20 protein-coding genes and 3 pseudogenes are annotated in these 19,303 nt (G+C 55.6%); 10 read left to right on the top strand and 13 right to left on the bottom strand.

Going from position 1 to position 19,303, the window contains the following annotated elements; translation table 11 throughout:
- Nucleotides 1-161: 161 nt before the first annotated feature.
- Together fnr and ACMXYJ_RS15160 are read left to right on the top strand one after the other, a co-directional pair.
- On the top strand, nt 162-905 hold the full coding sequence (gene fnr, locus ACMXYJ_RS15165) for a fumarate/nitrate reduction transcriptional regulator Fnr (protein WP_415760474.1): 744 nt from the start codon (nt 162-164) through the stop codon (nt 903-905).
- Nucleotides 906-929: 24 nt separating this feature from the next.
- Nucleotides 930-1,913 carry a zinc-dependent alcohol dehydrogenase family protein gene (locus tag ACMXYJ_RS15160; protein ID WP_415760473.1) on the top strand — a complete coding sequence of 328 codons (984 nt, stop codon included), beginning with the start codon at nt 930-932 and terminating at the stop codon, nt 1,911-1,913.
- Here ACMXYJ_RS15160 and ACMXYJ_RS15155 read toward each other — a convergent pair.
- Nucleotides 1,903-2,814, bottom strand: a complete 912-nt coding sequence (locus ACMXYJ_RS15155; protein WP_415760472.1) for a universal stress protein — start codon at nt 2,812-2,814, stop codon at nt 1,903-1,905. The two genes, ACMXYJ_RS15160 and ACMXYJ_RS15155, sit on opposite strands and share 11 nt — an antisense overlap.
- 227 nt (nt 2,815-3,041) lie before the next feature.
- Here ACMXYJ_RS15155 and ACMXYJ_RS15150 point away from each other — a divergent pair, with 227 nt between their 5' ends.
- Nucleotides 3,042-3,605, top strand: coding sequence for a GNAT family N-acetyltransferase (locus tag ACMXYJ_RS15150; RefSeq protein WP_415760471.1), 564 nt, complete (start codon nt 3,042-3,044; stop codon nt 3,603-3,605).
- A 40-nt stretch (nt 3,606-3,645) separates the two neighbouring features.
- On the opposite strand, the gene ACMXYJ_RS15145 is transcribed toward ACMXYJ_RS15150, so the two are convergent.
- Nucleotides 3,646-4,569: a universal stress protein gene (locus ACMXYJ_RS15145; protein WP_415760470.1), complete on the bottom strand. Its 924-nt coding sequence runs from the start codon at nt 4,567-4,569 to the stop codon at nt 3,646-3,648.
- A gap of 209 nt (nt 4,570-4,778) precedes the next feature.
- Here ACMXYJ_RS15145 and ACMXYJ_RS15140 point away from each other — a divergent pair, with 209 nt between their 5' ends.
- Nucleotides 4,779-5,072, top strand: a complete 294-nt coding sequence (locus ACMXYJ_RS15140) for a PAS domain-containing protein (protein WP_415760469.1) — start codon at nt 4,779-4,781, stop codon at nt 5,070-5,072.
- Here ACMXYJ_RS15140 and ACMXYJ_RS15135 read toward each other — a convergent pair.
- Nucleotides 4,984-6,222 carry an MgtC/SapB family protein gene (locus ACMXYJ_RS15135; protein ID WP_415760468.1) on the bottom strand — a complete coding sequence of 413 codons (1,239 nt, stop codon included), beginning with the start codon at nt 6,220-6,222 and terminating at the stop codon, nt 4,984-4,986. The genes ACMXYJ_RS15140 and ACMXYJ_RS15135 overlap by 89 nt on opposite strands.
- 300 nt (nt 6,223-6,522) lie before the next feature.
- On the opposite strand from ACMXYJ_RS15135, the gene ACMXYJ_RS15130 reads away from it, so the two are divergent.
- The 4 genes and pseudogenes from ACMXYJ_RS15130 to ACMXYJ_RS15115 all read left to right on the top strand — a co-directional run bounded on the left by ACMXYJ_RS15130 (nt 6,523) and on the right by ACMXYJ_RS15115 (nt 9,553).
- Nucleotides 6,523-7,449: a universal stress protein gene (locus tag ACMXYJ_RS15130; RefSeq protein ID WP_415760467.1), complete on the top strand. Its 927-nt coding sequence runs from the start codon at nt 6,523-6,525 to the stop codon at nt 7,447-7,449.
- Nucleotides 7,450-7,485: 36 nt separating this feature from the next.
- Nucleotides 7,486-8,391 carry an amino acid ABC transporter substrate-binding protein gene (locus ACMXYJ_RS15125; protein ID WP_415760466.1) on the top strand — a complete coding sequence of 302 codons (906 nt, stop codon included), beginning with the start codon at nt 7,486-7,488 and terminating at the stop codon, nt 8,389-8,391.
- Nucleotides 8,392-8,577: 186 nt separating this feature from the next.
- Nucleotides 8,578-8,676 (top strand): annotated as a pseudogene (locus ACMXYJ_RS15120) (carbamate kinase); the annotation flags it as partial.
- A 544-nt stretch (nt 8,677-9,220) separates the two neighbouring features.
- Nucleotides 9,221-9,553: a hypothetical protein gene (locus ACMXYJ_RS15115; RefSeq protein WP_415760465.1), complete on the top strand. Its 333-nt coding sequence runs from the start codon at nt 9,221-9,223 to the stop codon at nt 9,551-9,553.
- A 251-nt stretch (nt 9,554-9,804) separates the two neighbouring features.
- Here ACMXYJ_RS15115 and ACMXYJ_RS15110 read toward each other — a convergent pair whose 3' ends face one another.
- The 6 genes from ACMXYJ_RS15110 to tnpA all read right to left on the bottom strand — a co-directional run bounded on the left by ACMXYJ_RS15110 (nt 9,805) and on the right by tnpA (nt 13,575).
- Nucleotides 9,805-10,218, bottom strand: a complete 414-nt coding sequence (locus ACMXYJ_RS15110; protein ID WP_415760464.1) for a hypothetical protein — start codon at nt 10,216-10,218, stop codon at nt 9,805-9,807.
- A 154-nt stretch (nt 10,219-10,372) separates the two neighbouring features.
- Complete coding sequence (locus ACMXYJ_RS15105) at nt 10,373-10,741, bottom strand: hypothetical protein (protein WP_415760463.1); 369 nt, start codon at nt 10,739-10,741, stop codon at nt 10,373-10,375.
- Nucleotides 10,742-10,869: 128 nt separating this feature from the next.
- Nucleotides 10,870-11,247, bottom strand: a complete 378-nt coding sequence (locus ACMXYJ_RS15100) for a DUF6678 family protein (RefSeq protein WP_415760462.1) — start codon at nt 11,245-11,247, stop codon at nt 10,870-10,872.
- Nucleotides 11,248-11,303: 56 nt separating this feature from the next.
- Nucleotides 11,304-12,830, bottom strand: a complete 1,527-nt coding sequence (gene tnpC, locus ACMXYJ_RS15095; protein WP_415760461.1) for an IS66 family transposase — start codon at nt 12,828-12,830, stop codon at nt 11,304-11,306.
- Nucleotides 12,831-12,913: 83 nt separating this feature from the next.
- Complete coding sequence (gene tnpB, locus ACMXYJ_RS15090) at nt 12,914-13,249, bottom strand: IS66 family insertion sequence element accessory protein TnpB (protein ID WP_415760460.1); 336 nt, start codon at nt 13,247-13,249, stop codon at nt 12,914-12,916.
- A complete protein-coding gene (gene tnpA / locus ACMXYJ_RS15085; RefSeq protein WP_415760459.1) occupies nt 13,246-13,575 on the bottom strand; it encodes an IS66-like element accessory protein TnpA in 330 nt (109 codons plus the stop codon). The genes tnpB and tnpA overlap by 4 nt, the downstream gene beginning before the upstream one ends.
- A gap of 85 nt (nt 13,576-13,660) precedes the next feature.
- On the opposite strand from tnpA, the gene ACMXYJ_RS15080 reads away from it, so the two are divergent.
- Nucleotides 13,661-15,033, top strand: a protein-coding gene (locus ACMXYJ_RS15080; protein ID WP_415759546.1) for an IS3 family transposase whose coding sequence is annotated in 2 segments (ribosomal slippage) — nt 13,661-14,132 and nt 14,132-15,033 — 1,374 coding nt in all. Because the reading frame shifts where the segments join, the coding sequence is not laid out codon by codon here.
- Nucleotides 15,034-15,825: 792 nt separating this feature from the next.
- On the opposite strand, the gene ACMXYJ_RS15075 is transcribed toward ACMXYJ_RS15080, so the two are convergent.
- A complete protein-coding gene (locus ACMXYJ_RS15075) occupies nt 15,826-16,311 on the bottom strand; it encodes a hypothetical protein (protein ID WP_415760458.1) in 486 nt (161 codons plus the stop codon).
- 120 nt (nt 16,312-16,431) lie between these two features.
- A pseudogene (locus ACMXYJ_RS15070) lies at nt 16,432-16,608 on the bottom strand (transposase); the annotation flags it as partial.
- Nucleotides 16,609-16,738: 130 nt separating this feature from the next.
- Here ACMXYJ_RS15070 and ACMXYJ_RS15065 point away from each other — a divergent pair.
- Nucleotides 16,739-17,359, top strand: coding sequence for a hypothetical protein (locus ACMXYJ_RS15065; RefSeq protein WP_415760457.1), 621 nt, complete (start codon nt 16,739-16,741; stop codon nt 17,357-17,359).
- A gap of 298 nt (nt 17,360-17,657) precedes the next feature.
- On the opposite strand, the gene ACMXYJ_RS15060 is transcribed toward ACMXYJ_RS15065, so the two are convergent.
- Both ACMXYJ_RS15060 and ACMXYJ_RS15055 read right to left on the bottom strand, forming a co-directional pair.
- The gene (locus ACMXYJ_RS15060) at nt 17,658-18,623 is read right to left on the bottom strand and encodes an endonuclease (RefSeq protein ID WP_415760456.1); all 966 of its coding nucleotides are present in this window, start codon (nt 18,621-18,623) and stop codon (nt 17,658-17,660) included.
- Between the two features lie 303 nt (nt 18,624-18,926).
- Nucleotides 18,927-19,223 (bottom strand): annotated as a pseudogene (locus ACMXYJ_RS15055) (DNA/RNA non-specific endonuclease); the annotation flags it as partial.
- Nucleotides 19,224-19,303: the final 80 nt, after the last annotated feature.

The following is a 19,303-nucleotide window of genomic DNA, read 5'->3' as shown; positions in this document are numbered from 1 at the left end:
ACCGCCGGCAACCAAGTTGAATGGCGTGGGAGTGCTCTGAACATCGGCCCGCAAGACGTGGGTTTTCCCCGTTCGTCGATTACCCCGGCGAACGCCCGAATGAGCTGCGCGCCCTAAGACTCACCATCTATGCTTAGAAAACCCCGGATGGCGTCTCTCCCATGCCTGAAACTCGTCCCCTTCAAGTTCATTACCTCAAGGCCGCGTGTTCCAACTGCAGCGTGTTGGAGTTGTGCCTGCCAATTGGCCTGAGCGGCGCGGAAGTCGAGCGACTGGATACGCTGATCGTGCAGCGCTTCAAGGTTAAAAAGGGTGCCGCGTTGTACCGCACGGGTGATCCGTTGCGTTCGCTTTACGCGGTCCGTATCGGCTCATTCAAGACCAGCGTGTTGTCAGTCGATGGTCGTGAACAGGTCACGGGTTTTCACATACCCGGCGAGATGCTCGGTCTGGACGCCATCAGCGCCGATGAGCACGCCTGCAATGCGTTTGCCCTCGAGGACAGCGAAGTCTGTCCCATCCACTTCGCGCAACTGGAGAAACTCGCCCAAAACCTGCCGTCGCTGCAGCACAACCTTAACAGGCTCCTGAGCCGTGAAATCGTGCGTGATCACAGCATGTTGATGCTGATGGGCAATATGAACTCGGATGAGCGACTGGCGGCTTTTCTGCTGAACCTGTCGCAACGTTTTAGTATCCGCGGCTATTCATCCAGGGACTTCATGCTGAAAATGCGTCGCGAAGAAATCGGCTCCTACCTGGGGCTGCGGCTGGAAACCATCTGCCGGGGCATTGCGCACCTGCGGGATCAGGGACTGGTAGAAATAACGGGCCGAGACGTCAAAATCCAGAACATGGAAGGGCTCAAGCAGCTGGTCGCGGGGTGTCATCGCTCCCCACGCTGACACCCGCACGTCTGGAGGATTGTCATGCGTGCCATGGTTCTTCATATTCCCGGCCAGCCGCTGCAACGGGAAGAGCGCCCCATCCCGACACCCGGGCCACACCAACTGTTAATCAAAGTCCTGGCCTGCGGCGTGTGCCGCACCGATCTGCATCTGGTGGACGGTGAGTTACCACAAGCGGTATTGCCGCGGGTACCGGGACATGAAATCGTCGGTGAAGTCACAGCGGTAGGTGCCGACGTTGCGCCCAGCTGGATCGGCCAGCGGGTAGGCGTTCCCTGGCTTGGCTGGACCTGCGGTCAGTGCGAGTTCTGCCGCTCGGGCCGGGAGAATCTGTGTGATCAGGCGCAGTTCACCGGTTGTCATCTGGACGGTGGTTACGCCGAGTACACCGTGGCCGACAGGCGTTTCTGTTTCGCTATTCCCGCAGTGCTCTCGGACATTCAAGCAGCACCACTGCTGTGTGCCGGGCTGATCGGCTTTCGCGCGTTGCAAATGGCCAAAGACGCACGCCACCTGGGCTTGTATGGTTTCGGTGCAGCAGCGCATCTGGCGATTCAGGTGGCGCGGGCTCGGGGGCAGCAGGTGTATGCCTTCACCCGTCCGGATGACAGCGAAGGCCAGGCTTATGCCCGATCCTTGGGGGCCGAATGGGCCGGCCCTTCGGATCAGCCTCCGCCACACCTGCTCGATGCCAGCCTGATTTTCGCTCCCGTCGGTGCACTGGTGCCGCTAGCGCTGGCAGTCACCGTCAAGGGCGGCTGCGTGATTTGCGCCGGTATTCACATGAGCGACATTCCCGCGTTTCCCTATCGGCTGCTGTGGGGCGAGCGCAGCGTCCGTTCGGTGGCCAACCTTACTCGAGAAGACGGCACCGCATTTTTCGCAGAGCTGCAACACACAGCCATGCAGTGCGACGTCACCCGGTTTGCCCTCGACGAGGCCAATGAAGCCCTGGCGTATTTAAGGGCGGGCCAATTCAACGGTGCAATCGTCCTCACGCCCTGACGCCCCGTCCCACCGCCAGAATACTCCCCGGCACCGAGTACAAGGCCCGTTCGGTGTTGCTGCCGATTATCCGGTCAATGCCCACCCGGTGCACGGTGCCCATCACCACCACATCGGCCAAGTATTGCTCGACGAACTCACTGATCACCGGCACCGGCAGCCCCATGACGAAATGTCGACGTTCAGGCGGCACACCGTAGCGATCTGCCAGGGTGACGAAAGCCAGGTGCAACGACTCACGCAGCTCCTCGATGTAGTCCACGCCCCAGCCGCCGCCGGCCAGCGGCGCGTCACCATTGAAGGCCGGCGACAAATCAAAGGCATACAGCAAGTGCAGCGGCGCGTCGCACTGCAAGGCCAATGCGTTCGCGGTCTGGATGATAGTGTCGTTGAGGCCGCTGATCTGGGTTGATGGATCGAACGGATCCACCGCCGCCACAATGCGGTGCGGCAAGCTGTACCGTACTTGGTTGACCAAATGCACGGGGACCGGGCATTCGCGCAACAAGTGGCAATCGAGAGGTGTAGTGAACACCCGCTTGAGCAGTGGCTCAAAGGTGACGTCCTTGATCAGCAGGTCGGGTTTGAGATCTTCGACCGTCTTCAGGATGTCCAGCAGCGGATGGCTGGTGAATACCGCTTCGACGGTCACCTCTAGCCCGACTTCATTGAGCCGGTCCATCTCGTCGGCGGCCCAACGACGACAGCGGCGCAAATAGCCCTGATACCTCGCGTCGTCGACTTTCTCGTCCCACAAATGCACCACCGGTGCCGGTTCGACAAAGGCCCGCACATCCAGCGCAGCCCCACTTGCCTTGGCCAGCGCGACGGCACGCAACATCGCCGGGGATTGGTGCAAGGTTTGGTCGGCGATCAGCAACAAACGTTGATATTGGCCCATCACACACCTCGGTTCGACACCGGCTCGCACGGGCCGGCAGGTGTCCCAGACTGCACCCATTGCCCCCTGCCCCAAGTTGATTTACATCAACCAGGTACGAATGAATGCGCTTCGTCACGAGTCTCTGATCCAGATCAGATTCAAGCACCAGCAACGGCGTAGAAAGGAATGAATCGTACGGTTCGTCACCGTGCGTCAACCTTTCAAACCGGATGGAGGAATACCCCATGCTCACTGTCAAAGACCACAATGATCGTGCCGCTGCCGCCTACGCCGCGGTCACCGGACAATACTGGATTGAAGCACTCAAGGACGGCCGCCATGTGCTGATCCGGCCGCTGGCGGAAAAAGATCGCGAGCGTGAATACGCCTTTATCAAACGGCTGTCTCCCGAGTCCCGGCACATGCGTTTTCTTGCGCAGATCAACGAACCTGGCGCCGCCATGCTTAACCAGTTGATGGACACCGATAACAAACAGCGCACAGCCTACATCGCGCTGGTCCACGAAAACGGCCAATTGATTGAGATCGGCGTCAGCCGCTACGCCGCCACGGGCGAGCATGAATGTGAATGCGCCGTGACAGTCGCCGATGAATGGACACATCTGGGCCTGGGTACGTTACTGATGGAGCATTTGATCAAAACCGCTCGCAAAAACAACTTTCGCCAGATGTATTCGGTGGATGCCTCCAGTAATGCACCGATGCGTGACCTGGCCAAATCCCTGGGTTTCGAGACGCACAATGATCCCGATGACAGCCGTCAGGTCATTCATCGTCTTTCCCTGTAAAAAAATCGCCCCGCGATGTGCGGGGCGATGATTCAAGTTCTCAGGATTGCAAAATCTTGCCTGGTTTTATCGCCAGCACACTGCACGGCGCCCGATGCAGGAGTTGTTCGGCAGTGGTCCCCAATAGCTTGTTCAACCCCTTGTGCTGCACCGTTCCCATGACGATGACATCGGTGCGATGGTCGGCGGCAAATTCACAAATACTCGACACCGGTGCGCCCTCGCTGAAGTGCCGACATTCCGGTGGCACACCGTGACGCTCTGCCAGGGCCGCAAATGCCTCGGCCTGAGCCACGCCCAACGCTTCATAATTCCCGACGGCCAGCGGCAGCGCACCAAATCCCATGTCCTGCGCATACACGGCCGTCCAGTCAAAGACATGCAGCAGCTCAAGCCGGGCGTCACATTGTTCAGCCAGCTTGGTCGCAGCGTCGATAATCTGGTCGTTGAACACGTGGTCCTGATCTTCACTGCGCATCACATCGACGATGGCCAGCACGCTGCGGGGTCGTGGATTGAGGGCATTGGTCACCAGATGCACCGGCACCGGACAATCGCGCAGCAACTGCCAGTCCAGCGGCGTGAAAAACACCCGTTTCAATGCCGATTCTTCTTGGGCTTCCTTGATGATCAGCGCCAGCGGCATTTCGTTGACGAAGTGCAGAATCTCCTCATAAGGATGCTGTACCCACACCACCTCGCTGGTGACCTCGACCCCGTGTTTGCTCATCAGCCCGGCTTGCTCCGCGAGCCACTGCCGATGGGTTTGCAAATACCCGTCCCGGGCCAGGCTGATTTGTTCAGGGGCGAACAGGCCGGCTACCGCCAGGGCCTGCAAATAATCGAACGCCACGATGTGCAACGGCAATTGCATGACTAACGCCAACGCGGCGGCGCGATCGAACGCCGGTGTGCGGGTCATGGCTGGGGGGGCTATTAACAGTAAACGCTGTGTCTGCGACATGGGGCACCTCGGCACGCGGCCATCTGGCTGGAGTGAATAGAAATCCAGATTGAGCGTTCCTGCCTGAGGCGACTTGATCTTTATCAGAAACGACGTCCTGTATGACGTTGATTACGGCAGATAAGGTTGATCTTGATCAACGGATTCCCTCCTCCATCGCCCTGGCCTGAATCAAGGTTTAACGTGTCAATGGCAATGTCGGAGGGGCAATGATCGAATATGACCAGCAGTTGTTGGTAAGAGCATTGGATGCTGCGACAAATCCGGTATTGATCACAGAGCGGACGGGGTGCATCGTCTGGATCAATAAAGCGTTCTGCCTCTTGAGTGGCTATTCCAAACCGGAGCCGGTGGCAATACCTGCCGTTTCAGCCTCCTGGCGCTGCCCTCTGATTAAAAACTCAACAAACGACTTCAGTACAACAAAGTGCCCGCCCACATCGCCAGCGTCAGCAATACCTGGCCGGGAATCACATAAGCGGCAAACCGTCGTCCGCCGCTGACCCAGGCCACCAGGCATTTGCTCAGCGAGTTACTGCTGACAGCAATCAGCGCGGGATCGGCAATGGCATCGAAAGGCAACAGCCCGGCCTTGGCCAGGGAGGCAATGGACGCCGTCGAGGAATGCGCATCGGCAAAACCGGTAAAGGTCGCGGTCAACATCACCCCTGCCTCGCCAAAGTGGCTGAGCATCACTGACGACAGAAAAGTGATGCCGGTCATGGTCAGCGTGACGACCAGGGCCAGCTTTAGATTGAACGCACCACCCACCTTGATCGGCTGGTTGGCGCCGGTCGCAGGTCTGGGAAACATCAAGCCCAGGCCATACAACGCCGTGGCAGCAGCACCGCAAAACAGCGGACCCCACATGTGACGCAACAGGCCGGTATCGACCGCCCCCAGGATCAGGCCGACCTGGGTGACGGTAGCCAGATTGGACAGTATCGCTGCCGCGCTCAGAATTTTGATGTGCTCTGGCTCTTTGTTAACGAGATGCCCCATGGCGGCGATGGTCACGGTACTGGAAGCAAACCCGGAAGCGATGGCGCTGATCGCATAGCCGTAATGGCTGCCCAAGGTACGCACGGCGATATGCCCCATCGCACCCACCGCCATCAGCAATACGGTCAGGGTGCAAATGGTGCGCAGGTTGATGGCGGCATACGGGCCGATGAAACGGTCCGGTGCCAATGGCAGCACCACCAGTGCAGTAATCAGTAACACCAACCCGTCGCGCATTTCCGCTTCGGTCAGTTGGCTGCGGGCAAAGTGGTGCAACTTCTGCCGGTACATCAGCAGCCCGGCAATCACCACACCAATGACAATGGCCAGCTCAGGCGCGGTGCTACATAACGCACCCAATACCAACACCGTGAGCAACGCCACTTCGCTGGTCACACCCGGGTCGTTACTCAAGCTTCGCCAATACGCCACGCTGACCAGCATTGCCAGTCCGAAAGCCATGATCCCCACCAGCAGACCACCACCGACCAACATTGCCCCGTAACCCAACAACGCGGTAATCGCAAACGTACGCAAGCCAGCACAGGCACGGCTGTCCCCTCGCCCCTTGTGCCGTTCGCGTTCAAGACCGATGAGCATGCCGATCCCCAGCGCAGCGGCCACTCCCGCCAAGCCCAAGGTTTCGATCATGGATGCCCCGCTCTCATGGTCGCCATGGCGATCCCTCCAGTCCCATTCTTGCGCTTGAGTTCAGCACGTCCTGAAGACTGCGCCGCTATGACGGACGGGAGGTTGATAATGGTCAACCATTTCACGATGGAGCCGGCGCGACTAACCGCACGTCGGACAGAATTTTTCGTCCCTCGCCAGTTTGACAAAAATCAATCTCCCCTCCCCGGCAAGCGGCAGGATTAGCCTAAGGCTTCACTGCCCAGACGCACCGTTGCCATTGAGCACAGGCGTTTCTGGATTACCTACGGGAGATTTGTCATGTCTGAGCAATCACGTTTCATGCTGGTCGTCTCGCCCCTGATGGAAAACAGCCCCGCTTTCGACCGGGCCGCAGCGTTGGCCAAGGCTTCGGGTGCGGCATTGCATATTGTGGCGTTCGATTACCTGGAAGGGCTGGCGACCGCGGGCATGGTCAACGAACAAGCGCTGGAGCAGATGCGACTCGGGTATGTCGAGCGCCATCACCAATGGCTGGAAGAGCAGGCCCGCCCCTTACGCAAAATCGGAGTGCACGTCACCACTGAAGTGGTCTGGGTGGAAAGACCCTTGCAGGAAATCCTCATTCACCTCAAAGAACAGCCGATGGCCGCACTGATCAAGGCTCTTGAGTACGAATCGCTGCTGTCACGCCTGATGTTCACACCCCTTGATATTCATTTACTGCGCGAATGCCCCGTGCCTTTGCATTTTGTCAGTCACGTGGAGCACGCCCTGCCACGCAAGATTGTCGCCGCAGTTGATCCTTTCCATCGCGATGGCCAATACGAAGGTTTCAACGACAGGATTCTGCGCGAGGCCTCAAAACTGGCGAGCACCTGTAATGCGACGCTCGATGTGATCTATGCCCATGACCTGTCCTCCATCAGCGCCGACGAATTCGGCTTCGACAACGCCTCTGCATTCTTTTCCTCAGGTACTGCCAAGACGCTGTTCGATGCACAGGCCGATGCCTTCCGCGAGCTGGCCGAGCGCAACGGGATCCCGCCGGAGCGCCAGCACATGATCATGGGCAACCCGACCAAGGTTCTCTCCAGTTACGCGGATGCCTATGACATCGACGTCATCGTCATGGGCCGGATCGGCCATCGGGGCATTGACCGATTGGTCGGCAGTACGGTGGAACATCTGCTGTACAAAATGCAGTGCAGCGTGTGGGTGGTTTCACCAGAAGAACTGGCTGACTGAAAGAAGCACACGAATCAGAAAGTGGGAGAACGGGGTATGAACGCACCACTGAACAATGCCGCCAACCTGATGCTTGCCTGCGTCATCACGCTGATACCGGTAATAGCAAATGCCAGTACCCTTGAGCGCGTGCAGACCGGGCAATCGCTCACCCTGGGCTTTTTGCCTGACTTCGCTCCGTTCAGCACCCAGGAAGGTGACAAGGCCAGCGGCTATGGGATCGACCTGTGCCTGAAGGTAGTCGACAAGGTCAAGAACGAACTGGGTCTACCCTCTTTGCAAGTACGCTATCAGCCTCTCAAGATCAACGAAGAAGTCGACGCCATCAGCACCGGAAAAGTTGACATCGTTTGCACGCCGACACTGGCAACGCTGGAGCGGCGCAAAATAGTCAACTTCTCGATTCCCATCTACACCGCCGGTCTTTCCGTCGTGGTACGCAAGAATGCGCCTGCCGGGTTGCTCAAAATACTGAATGGCCAGGTGGACAAGACCGGCCCGGCCTGGCGCGCGTCTGTCAATCGCGGTCTGGCCAACATGACTTATGCGACAGTTGCTGGCAGCGTCATTGACCGGTGGGTCCGCGACCAACTGCGCGCGCTGGGCGTAACGGTGACGCGGGTCACAGTCGAAGACGCGAATGCAGGGCTCAAACTGGTTGCCAATGGCAAAGCTGATGCTTTCTTCGCTGAGCGCATGGTGCTGACGCACATCCTCGACAACACATATCCTGACAAGAGTCTCGTATTGCTGGACCGCATCTTTGACTACTCACCGACCGCAATGATGGTCGAGCGGGACGATGAGCGCTTCCGCTTGCTGGTGGATACCGCGCTGAGTGAAATGTACCGTTCGGGTGAGATCGAGCTGGCATACGACAGGCACTTGGGAGGCGTCAGCGACACAACCAGGAAGCTGTTCAAGCTCTATGCGCTGCCTTAAGCGATAGCGTCGGCGGTGTGCCGTTCATCCCCGATCAATGTGGGAGCAAACTTGCTCACGAAGTCGGCTCAACATTCGATATTGATGCTCGGTACCACCCCGCTGTCGCGAGCAAGCCCGCATTCACACTCGCACGGTTCAGCCAGAAGGGACGTGTTGCTCGCCCTTATCTAGAAGGACCACATTATGCGTATCGTCGTTGCTTTGGGCGGTAATGCTCTGCTCCGTCGGGGTGAACCTCGAACCGCAGAGAATCAGCGTGGCAATATCCGGATCGCCATCGAGCCGAGCCTGTAGATAACGACCCATCCATTCCAACACCTACAGACGCCCCCCCTCGCATGCCTGAGAACATTGTTGGATCTCGCAGTTCGCTGCGGGTCATTTGGTTCAGGGATGTGCCGACTCATGAAAAATTCCCGGGCAAGCGTGGCTTAATCATCAGGTTTCGGAATGCATCAACAAGGGAATCGATGTCGAGCAGATGATAGAGCTCGCTAAGACTGTGACGACCTGGGATGAATGGTCTGAAGTCAGCGTTGCTACGTGAAAATCTGGCGCCGACCGTTTGGTTGAGTAGACCAAAAGTTTGCGTAGGGACGCGATTTTTTGGCTGTTTTCGTCTGCCTCCGAAGATCGAAAACGTTTTTACACAGCGTCGGCCGATAGCTGCCGCCATGATAGGCGGCATATGGACAGACGCTGACGCTCGCCGGTATCTGTTGGCCCTTTACCACTTGAGGTCTCACCCCAGCGACGCTTTACAACAGAGTCCGGTCATCCTGATAGAATCGATCAGGCTATAGATAACACCCCTCTGAGAAATGGTATGAATACAGAATTGATGGAAGATGAGATGCGCCGGGCGCTATTCGGTGATTCTGAGCCCTCTGTGCCGGCAATTAACTCAGACGTGCAGGACACAGTCCCGGATGTTGTGATCGTGCAACCGGTGAAGGCACCGAAGAAAAAGACAGTCTCAAAAGGCTTCACACCTAGGTTGAGAGTTACGCTCCGTGTGGGAAACGAATTTGAAGGCGAGATGCACGAGATGGTGCATGAGGCCGATACGCTAAGCTCCCTAGTTGCAGAACAAGAAGCTACTAAGACGGCCAGAAAAAAATTCAGGTTTGTGGAAGTAGTCTCGGTCAAATCGATGTAAGTGGGTACTCGCACTTTTCGCCCGCAGGGCATTAAGCCGCATTCACTTACCGCGGGGTCACCCAACAGATTCGTGTCGATTGAAGCCTCAAATATTAGGGGCGTTAGTCGTATCCCGGACTGGATTTAACACCATCACTCCATCCAACATCTCAATGTTTAACTGGTCGCCAACCCCAAGCTACATATCTGAGGGTGGCGACAGGCAAAAATCGACCCAAAGCAGACGTCGAGCGCCAGAATTTATGCTGTTCAGAACACGATTTCGCACCGTGCTTCAGCGGCCTGTACTCGTAATCTCAGCCCAGACTCGAAGCACATGACAAGGTGATGATCTGGTGGGATGTTATCTGTGAGGTAAAAGGCTTGTGTCTCGGCGTCGGACTCCACGGCTCCAATCGAATGAATAACACTACTATCGCCATCAATTGGGTGTTCATCCCGCCCACTTGCTGAAAAGTAATCGACCTCATGGAAGCTGATAGTAATCTTGCGTGCTTCTTCGGTCGGCACCCAAGCTTCAGTCCGTCGAGTAAAGATAAGTACAGCCGACCTATCCACGATGTCGTAATTGATGGCGCTGGCTTGGTAGTAGTTATGCAGATCGTACGCACGGTCGTGGATCTCAACCTCGATATGCCCGAACACGAAACCATGGAATTGCATGGGTTAGCCCTGATGATCTACCGGTGGGCGTGTATCGTACTGCATCGTCGCAATGGCCGCTTCTGGCCCGATTTCTGCCTGTCGCGAAGGGCGGAAATCGACCCATAGCAGTCATATGAACCGCATTGATCGACAGAAATGTCCATCGCCAATCCTAAAATCGTGATGGTGGCTCTTTTCCGGCCTTGATATGCGAAAAGACCTGATCTGGATCTGCCTGGCACCAATATCTGAACAGAAGGCGATGTTCGGTATTTCCGAAATATTGATCCACGATGCTCTCGGGCGGCACGGTCAATTTAGGTTCTAGCCACTGCTGCGCTAAAACACCTATTGGTTTGTCAGACGAACAAATAATCCAAGTAGCCTTGCCTCCATTGATACCAGGTAAGTAGCCCGCATCTTGTATCGCTTCGATTAAGGCACGCAGCGTTGCTGATGGATCGAGTGTGATCGACGTCGCATGGCATCCCAGATCATCTCCCGCATGAACGCTATCTCGATCAATGGCAACTTCCAACATCACTACTCCTTTTTACCGCTGTGCTGTCACTAGATCGCCCAGCGTAGAGACATCAGCGGCTACCTGTCCGTATGCGTCCGGCAAAGTCATCTAGCATAAGTTTGTCAGCTAGGCGAAACCTCAGCAACTCAGTCCCAAAGAGGCTGCATGCTAGGTCTGGTATATCCCCAAACGCGTGGCACTCCATCCTCTAGAGAAAAGGGAAGGTTGTGCTTTCTTAGCGTGGAGAGTAGCCAATCCAGTGAAACCGCTCTGAGTTCGACCCACTCGATTTCTGCTACCGGATGGATGTGGTAATGCCATTCTCGATCCCAATCTGTGCAGTAATCGCTTGGAGCTAAGGTACTGTGCAATCTGAACTCTGGCTTCATTTGCGGGGCGTTAATCATTGCGTTGATCAGCTCAGCCCATTTGGTGTTGTTCATGACGGGAAAAATGATGCCCGCAGTCAGCAGCCTGCGAATTTTCGCTTTTGTAATCTCGTCGAGTTCAGGCAGCTGATACATAAGATTCGCGCAATTGTATGAAGTGAGAACAGTCTAACCCAACACACCTTGCGTGATTAAACGGGCGCCCACCTGTGTGGCAGCAACTCAGTAATCTCACTCATCCGCTGCGTCGGCAGGCGATTGAGGACATCTTTCAAGTACGCATACGGATCATGTCCATTGAGCCTTGCCGACTGGATCAAACTCATGATCGCAGCTGCACGTTTACCGCTGCGTAAAGAGCCCGCGAACAACCAGTTCGAACGCCCAAGTGCCCAAGGCCGGATTTGGTTTTCGCACCAATTATTGTCAATTGGGACGGCCCCATCATCGAGATAGCGCGTCAGCGCTATCCAGCGTTTGAGGCTGTAATCCAAAGCCTTGGCAATGGCCGATCCCTCAGGCACAAGCTGCCTCTGGGCGATCATCCAGGTATGAAGTACGTCGATGATTGGCGCTGCTTTCTCTCGCCGTATTCGCTGCCGATCGCCCGGTTCCAGCTCGCGGACTTCTCGCTCAACTTCGTATAAAGCTGCGATGTAGTGCAATGCCTTTTCGGCGATCTGGCTCTTGTTGGTCGCGTGCAAGTCGAAGAACTTTCGGCGTGCATGGGCCATGCAGCCGATTTCTGTAACGCCCAGTTCAAAGCCTGCCTTGTAGCCAGCGAAGTCATCGCAGACCAGCTTCCCGTTCCAGTGGCCGAGGAAATTTCTAGCATGTTCGCCAGCACGGCTCGGGCTGAAGTCGTAAACGACCGCCGCCAGATCGGAGAACTGACTGGTGGCATAGGCCCAGACGTAAGCACGATGAGTTTTCTTCGCGCCAGGCGTCAGCATTTGTACCGGCGTTTCGTCAGCGTGGACAACGCCGTGCGTCAGCACGGCTTCGCGCAGCGCATCAACCAGCGGTTGAAGTTGCACGCCGCAGTTGCCCACCCACTGCGCCAAGGTCGAGCGAGCGATGGGCAGCCCGGCGCGGCCAAAGATTTTCTCTTGGCGATACAGCGGCAGATGGTCGGCGAACTTGGCCACCATGATGTGAGCCAGCAGGCGCGCTGTCGGGATGCCTTTGTCGATGACGTGCGCCGGTACTGGCGCCTGGATCAACGTTTCGCACTGTTCGCAGGCCCACTTTCCACGGATGTGGCGCTCGACGGTGAACACGCCGGGAGTGTAGTCGAGCTTTTCGCTGGCATCTTCGCCGATGCGCTTGAGGGCGCAACCGCACTGGCAGTGGCTGTTGTCCGGTTCGTGATGGATCAGCGTGCGGGGAAACTGCGGTGGCAGAGGTGCGCGCTTGGGTTGCTGGCGTACTTTGGCTTCGACAGGTGCCGGTTGCAGCGCCTCAAGTTCGGCTTCGATAGCGGCGATATCCGTATCGATCAAGTCGTCGAGCAGGCTGGCTTGATCCGGGCTCAACTGCTCGCTGCGCTTGGCAAACTTGAAGCGTTTGAGCAATGCGATCTCGTGGGCCAGTTTCTCGTTGACCGACTTGTGATGAGAGATTTGCTTGTCCATCGTCTCGACGCGCTGGATCAACTGCGCCGCCAAGGCGCGCAGTTCTTCAGGGTTTAATTGATCGAGATTCGGATGGGAAGTCATGCCGCCGATTTTGCCAGAGAGGGCTAGTGGCGGCGATAGACGGATGGGCCAATTGCGCTGGCAAGCGCGCTATGGCAGAAGAGTTAGAGCATCGTGATGGCTCCTCCGGAACCGACACGTTGCCAAGGTAAACCGAGCACCAAGGCTTGAAGTTGCTCTGCATCCAACTCGACTTCAGAGCCGTGCCGCACGCTTGGCCAAAAGAAGCGCCCTTGATTCAAGCGCCGGGCTGCAAGCCAAATCCCCACGCCGTCATGCACCAACACTTTCATACGATTGGCGCGGCGGTTGGCGAACAGATAAGCACAGTGCGGCTTCGCCGCACCGAACACCGCGACAACTCGCGCCAGCGCGGTTTCAGTACCGGCGCGCATGTCCATGGGCTCGATGGCTAGCCAGATGGTGTCGATGCGGATCATCGCAGCAGGTCTCGCAGAAAAGCGGAACATGCCGCTGCATTTTCTGCCGGCCAACTCACCACGACTACGCCTTTTGAATGAGGTACTTCGATTCGAATCGTGGCCGCAATTTGAGGAGCCGCTGTCGAAGACAATGCCTTGACCGGTATAAAGGCAGTTTGCAGTGCCAGGTTCTCCTGCGCATGCACCCGAATCCATTTATGGACAAGGTTTGCGTTGAGGTTGTGGGTCAAGGCGACATTAGCAATCGAGGTGTCAGCCTGCGCACACTCGGCAATGACCTGGGCTTTAAAGGATTTTGAATAGGAACGGCGTTCTTTTGGCATGGGTGTCCGCTTAAAAAGGCTAGAAATGGTGTCCACTTAAATTTGAACTGACCCCCAAAGGTTGGACACAACCTTTGGGGGTGTCATGGGTAAGTACACAGAGCAAGCAAAACTCGCAGCCGTGCAGGACTATTGTTCCGGTAGCGCGGGTTTGAGGGATGTTGCACACCGTCACAATGTGGACTTTTCATCCCTTCGCCAGTGGGTCGCGGCCTATCAAGTGCATGGCGTTGCTGGGCTTAAAGAGAAAAAGCTGCAGCGCTATAGCAACGACTTCAAACTGTCTGTTTTGAACCGTATGCGTGAGGAACAGCTGTCCTATCGGCAGACGGCGGCCTTGTTCGACATCCGTAAGTTCGACATCATCGGCCTCTGGGAACGCCGCTTTGATGAGGGCGGTTTTGATGCCCTTACCAAGCAGCCTAATAGAGCCGGACGTCCGAAAAAAATGCCGACCACCATTCCTCCTGTTCAACCCAGCTCAACCGATGACGAATCGCGCTCACGCGATGATTTGCTTGCCGAGGTGAAGCAGTTGCGGATGGAAAACGACTACCTAAAAAAGCTCGATGCCTTGGTTCAGGAGAAGAAACGAATAGCGCAGCAGAAAAAGCGCAAATCGTAATAGGACTGAGGCCGCTGCATTCTCTCGAAAGCCTGCTGAAATTTGCCGGTTTGGCACGCAGCACCTTTTACTATCAGCAAAAGGCGCTGCAAGCGGCTGATAAGTACGCAGAGCTGAAAGACAAGATTCGCTCGACGTTCGACGAGCACAAGGGCCGGTATGGCTATCGCCGCATAACGGCTGCTGTACGGAGCGCTGGTCATCTCGTCAATCACAAGACTGTTCAGCGACTGATGGCGCAGCTTCAGCTCAAGAGCTTGGTGCGGGTGAAGAAATACCGGGCCTACAAGGGGGAGGTAGGCAAGGCAGCGCCTAATCTTTTGAAGCGTGAGTTCGAAGCTCCGTCACCCAATCAAAAGTGGGTAACCGACGTTACAGAGTTCAAAGTTGGAGGTCAGAAGCTTTATCTGTCTCCCGTTTTGGACCTGTACAACGGCGAAATCATTTCCTACGAGGTTGCCAGAAGACCGCTGTTCGATATGGTCGGGAAGATGCTCAAAGGTGCATTCAAGCGGCTTCAGCCGCATGAGAAACCGGTTTTGCACTCAGACCAGGGCTGGCAGTATCGAATGCCCATTTACCTGCGGGCTCTCAAAAAATGCTCCGTTACGCCGAGCATGTCGCGCAAGGGTAACTGCTATGACAACGCGGCCATGGAGAGTTTCTTCGGCACACTGAAGTCCGAATTTTTTTATCTGAATAAATTTAACGACCTGGATGAGCTTCACGCAGGCATCGACGAGTACATCCAGTATTACAATCACTCGCGTATCAGACTGAAGCTAAACGGCCTGAGTCCTGTTGAATACAGAATTCAGGCCGCTCAGGCATAGATAGAAAGTCGTCCAACTTTGTGGGGTCAGTTCAAATTTAGGTGGACACCATCGCCTTAAGCGATGGCGTCAGGAAGGTGTATTGCCCGGACGCTTACACCTGTCCACAGTCTGCTTTTGGCCGATTGCTGCTGGTGGCGACCGATCGGAATCGACATCAGCCTAAACTCAACATCAAAATCCGAGAGCCAATGCCTATGTGGACGGTAGTGCTTAGGTATGTGATCTTGGTGATATCGGTGTATAGCTTATTCCAGCGCTAGCCGAGAATCCTTTCTCATCAAATTTGGCCCAAGCGCTTCCCCATGAAAACCTTTCCAGGTCGGTCTGGAATGAGCGTGAAAGCTGTCGCCTGAATGAATTTTTTAGAAAGTTTATTTCTAGTTCAATTGATTCTCTCGTGGGCCAGCCGTTTTCGGTTCCTGTGCTTGGCACAGACGCGCCAATATGGACTTCAGTCAGTCGACCAGAGTGGAAGCAAAGCGCCAAACCACCCGATACGCCTTCAATACTGATTCCCTGATACGTACGCCATACGTACCCGTTTTTGTGATCCTGTTCGGATCGGTAGAACTGCGCGAGTGGAGCCGCTGTGGTATCTGAGGTAAATGTTCTTTCGATTACAAAGTTGCATCCAGCGATTGCTATATGGATAGAGCCATCTTTCGGGTTGATGGTGAGAGCGGGATTCAAGTCTGGCGACCTAGCAGTCTAGTAGTGTGTGAGAGTTTAGCAGGTACTCATGAGTGACTGCTTCTGGCCGATTTCTGCCTGTCACGACCCGCGGTAAATTTAAGTATGAATAATTCGTTCGGGGCTCTCCAGGACCGCAAGGAAGTCGTGTTCCCCCTCAGCTCCCCACCATGGGATAGATACAACGCCGCCGAGGTCTCTTAGCTGCCGCAGTAGCTCCAACAATGAGTAGATCTGATCTTGTCCCCACTGAGCCCCCATCCGATAGTCCAATGTGAGGCTATTAGTAAAAACGTAAACACCTAGGTCAGGTATTTGACCCCGGGTGCCGTAAAGCCCATCGAGAACGACGTGGAATGCCTCTGCTGCTCCTGAGCTTACAAGCAAAGCATCCTGAGGGCCGGAGAATGGCTTTCCACTTTGGGATGCTTTAATCCAAAGATAGCCGCCGTCAACAGTGACATTTTTCGCGCCATGATCGAACAGATATTGAAATGCCTGCGGTACAAGCAACGAATCTGAATACGTCACCACAACCTCAGGGAGCGATCCATCGTTAGTTGCAAAGTATTCGGAAAAATTCACGTGGCGTGCCTATCGTTTGTAAGGGGCGGGGCATTTCCGATAAGTCAATGCCCCCTGGATGATTGTGCGGTGTTGGCCAGGGTTGAGCCAATCTGTCGTTATTAACCCAACTGAAAACTGATCGCGAGCGGATGGTCGGAAGCGCCTCTTCACATAACCGAACTGGCGCTTGATCACCTGGAACGAGTGTTCGACCTTCGCCCTTATCTGCGTCTTGGCTTTTTCTATGTTGCACTTGGCTTTGTACAGGACACTGCGTTTGCCCAGTTTCTAGTAGGAACTGCGCCGGACGGCTAACCGCCAAACTGATCCGGCGCCTGAGTGTCTTACTGGTCATGCATTGGCAGTCAGGGCTTGCTCGTCAGATCGCGTTTTCCTGAAGCCTTGGTATAGTCACCGCTCGTTACTTGCAAGGAGACGTTGCTGGATGTTCAAGCTCAATTCGTTTCGCGAGACAGTAGAGGCTATTGCTGCATGCTCTGATGATCGGGCTTTATGGAAGCGATACGCTTGGGTCTACGTTCAGGGCGATACAGCGTTGGTGGACAGCCGCTTTTACCTGGTTTCGAACCTCGATGAAGACGATGAGCGTCGCGTGTCGGACTTTGGCGCCCTGTACGACCTGTCGTCGTGCCTGGAAGCGGCTACTTTTGCAGACGTGTTGTGTGTACAGAAGCGACAGCAGCTGCACTCTAGCTTGGAGGACTACGCCATCGCCCTTGAGCATTACGCTGAGCAAGATACCTTCCTTGAGGTGTCCGGCGGTGATGACCCAAAGGCAGCAGAACCCGGTTTGGCGCGGGAATTGTACGCCGAGTACGACCTGTTTCTGGCTGAATGCGCGCCTGACCAGTTGAGTGTCGCGGCGCGGGAGGTCAGCGCTGTCCTTGAAATCAACATTGCCAGTGCGTTACAGGGTTGTCGGGGGTTGCCGTTGTGTCTGGGAGAGCGCATGACCGGCGATCAGTGCATGCAGATCGAAGCGCGTTTTTCCGCGCTTTCGGTTCCGTTGCGACGAGTGACCCATCGCTCATTTCCCTGGCAGTAAACCGGCGTCAGGCGTCCTGGCAAATGAACGCGTAGTCGTCATCGATCATCTGTTGCAGGTAGTGATCGAAGCTCTTCGCAATCGCTTCATAGTTATTCGGCGTCGCCGTCAACACGCTGTAAACCACCTTTGATAACAAGCCATAAAAGTGGTTTACACGAAGCGAGTGGATCGAAGTACCCCACCGTCCAAATGTTTGACTGAGTAGCCAGATCCAATCGACATGGCAAGTGGACGCTTCGCCGTCGTGACTGTGGGCCTGCTTGCCCACGTTATGGTGGCGAACACATGACTACCGCTACTTGCAGTTGCCTGCTTTATGGTATCCCGCCGCTTGAGCCTGAGATTCAGAGTCAAAAGTTATTTGGTTTTTCGCAGACACCTGACCATACCCAGGGCACCCCATCGAGAGGTGGTAGACCTGACTCTTCCGGTTACCAATGATCGAACCGACTCCGGTGGCGTTCGCAAGGAATGGCTGGACTGGTGCCCGCGGAGGATTGACTGGAATGGCGCTAACCACCCCATCACCAACGACCTTGTATCCTTGCGACCATCGACGCTCGCCAGTTACGAATGGATTGGAGTGCCCCATGATTGCTGCAATGCGTCGATCTCGCTCTTTCTCCCAAGACGAAACCGGGTACTGCTTGTCCCAGGCCATCAGTATCTGTTGCTGCTGACGAGACATGCTCAGCTTGTATCTGTCGAACATGTAGAAGGTTGTCCTCGCGACAAGCCCCTTAACCTCGTCACGCGGCTCCGCGGCGCGTTGATCGAAATCAACCCGCGTCTTGCATTGCCCATACTGCGGCGCTACTCCGGAGGCCATGCCATAGTTGAAATTGCTACGGTCGCCGTTCACCTCTCCAACAGATGGGTAGAGGTTAAAAAGATCGGCCTCCATCGCTCGGAATACTGGGTCATCGTCCACACAATGCTCTCGACCACCGTTCTGCCAGCATTGGCGTTGGTTACCGAATGTCCAGGCTGGAACGATGTGTTCCCACTCAGTCCGCTCTGCCCGATTCTCTTGCTTTCTGGCCTTAAGGCCGCATGACTCAGCATCGATACGACCACCTGATTTGCCAACCCACGTCCATTTGCAGCCGCAATACAACTCGCCCATGGAGCTGTTCGCCTGGTCGAGGTAGATTTTCTGCTTGGCTATGACTTTGGCTTCGGAAAAGGTCGTGGGGGGGCTTGAGAAGGCAGGGGTAATTACCGAGAGGGTCAGCGCCACTACGGAAAGCAGTTTTTTCATTGGAAAACATTAGCAATTTAGGGGGGCGTATTATACGCACGAACTCCACACCTACCGCTGCTCAAGACGCCTGTCGACGCCAGGGCCAGTTGGAACCTTATCTCCGAGAACAGTGGACATGTCGTTAACTCAAAATGTAAACGGTGAAGGCACCAAATAGGTCACCGTTTACACTTGGGCGAGCTGGCGGATGAAAATCTCATTATTTCCGCTGGGAGATTGACTGATAAACCCCAACCCATAAAGGTCCGTGACCACCCACATTCTCATTTTTTTACCATCGACACTATTGACTAGTGGATAGAACAGGACCGCGAAGTTGTCAGAGCACAGGGCCAAGGGTTTCATGGTTGCAGGCACAGTGGCCATGTTGATCGGTTTCGCTGCTGGGAACAGCTCTGCGCAGCCATCAAACGATGCCTGTTTCTGCTTGTTTGTATAGAGTTCCAGGGCCGCGTTCTGGCTGACCGAGCCCGAGCGGGACACGTGTTCCTGATGCTGGGTGGGTGGCTTGAGGAGATCCAGCAGACTGCGGGCTTCTGCCCCAGTCGAGAGCAAAACAAGGGCCGACAGCCCAACTGCAATTTTGCGTAGGTGAATGCTTTTAATCTTCGAATTGAATTGAGGGGTAAACGTACGGCGAGTCCCGATTCACGGAACCAGATGGAGGCGGTTGCTGA

The sequence above is a fragment of the Pseudomonas arabinosi genome, from assembly GCF_047758675.1.
GTDB classification, from domain to species: Bacteria; Pseudomonadota; Gammaproteobacteria; order Pseudomonadales; family Pseudomonadaceae; genus Aquipseudomonas; species Aquipseudomonas arabinosi.
This window is presented reverse-complemented; position numbering and strand designations above follow the sequence as displayed.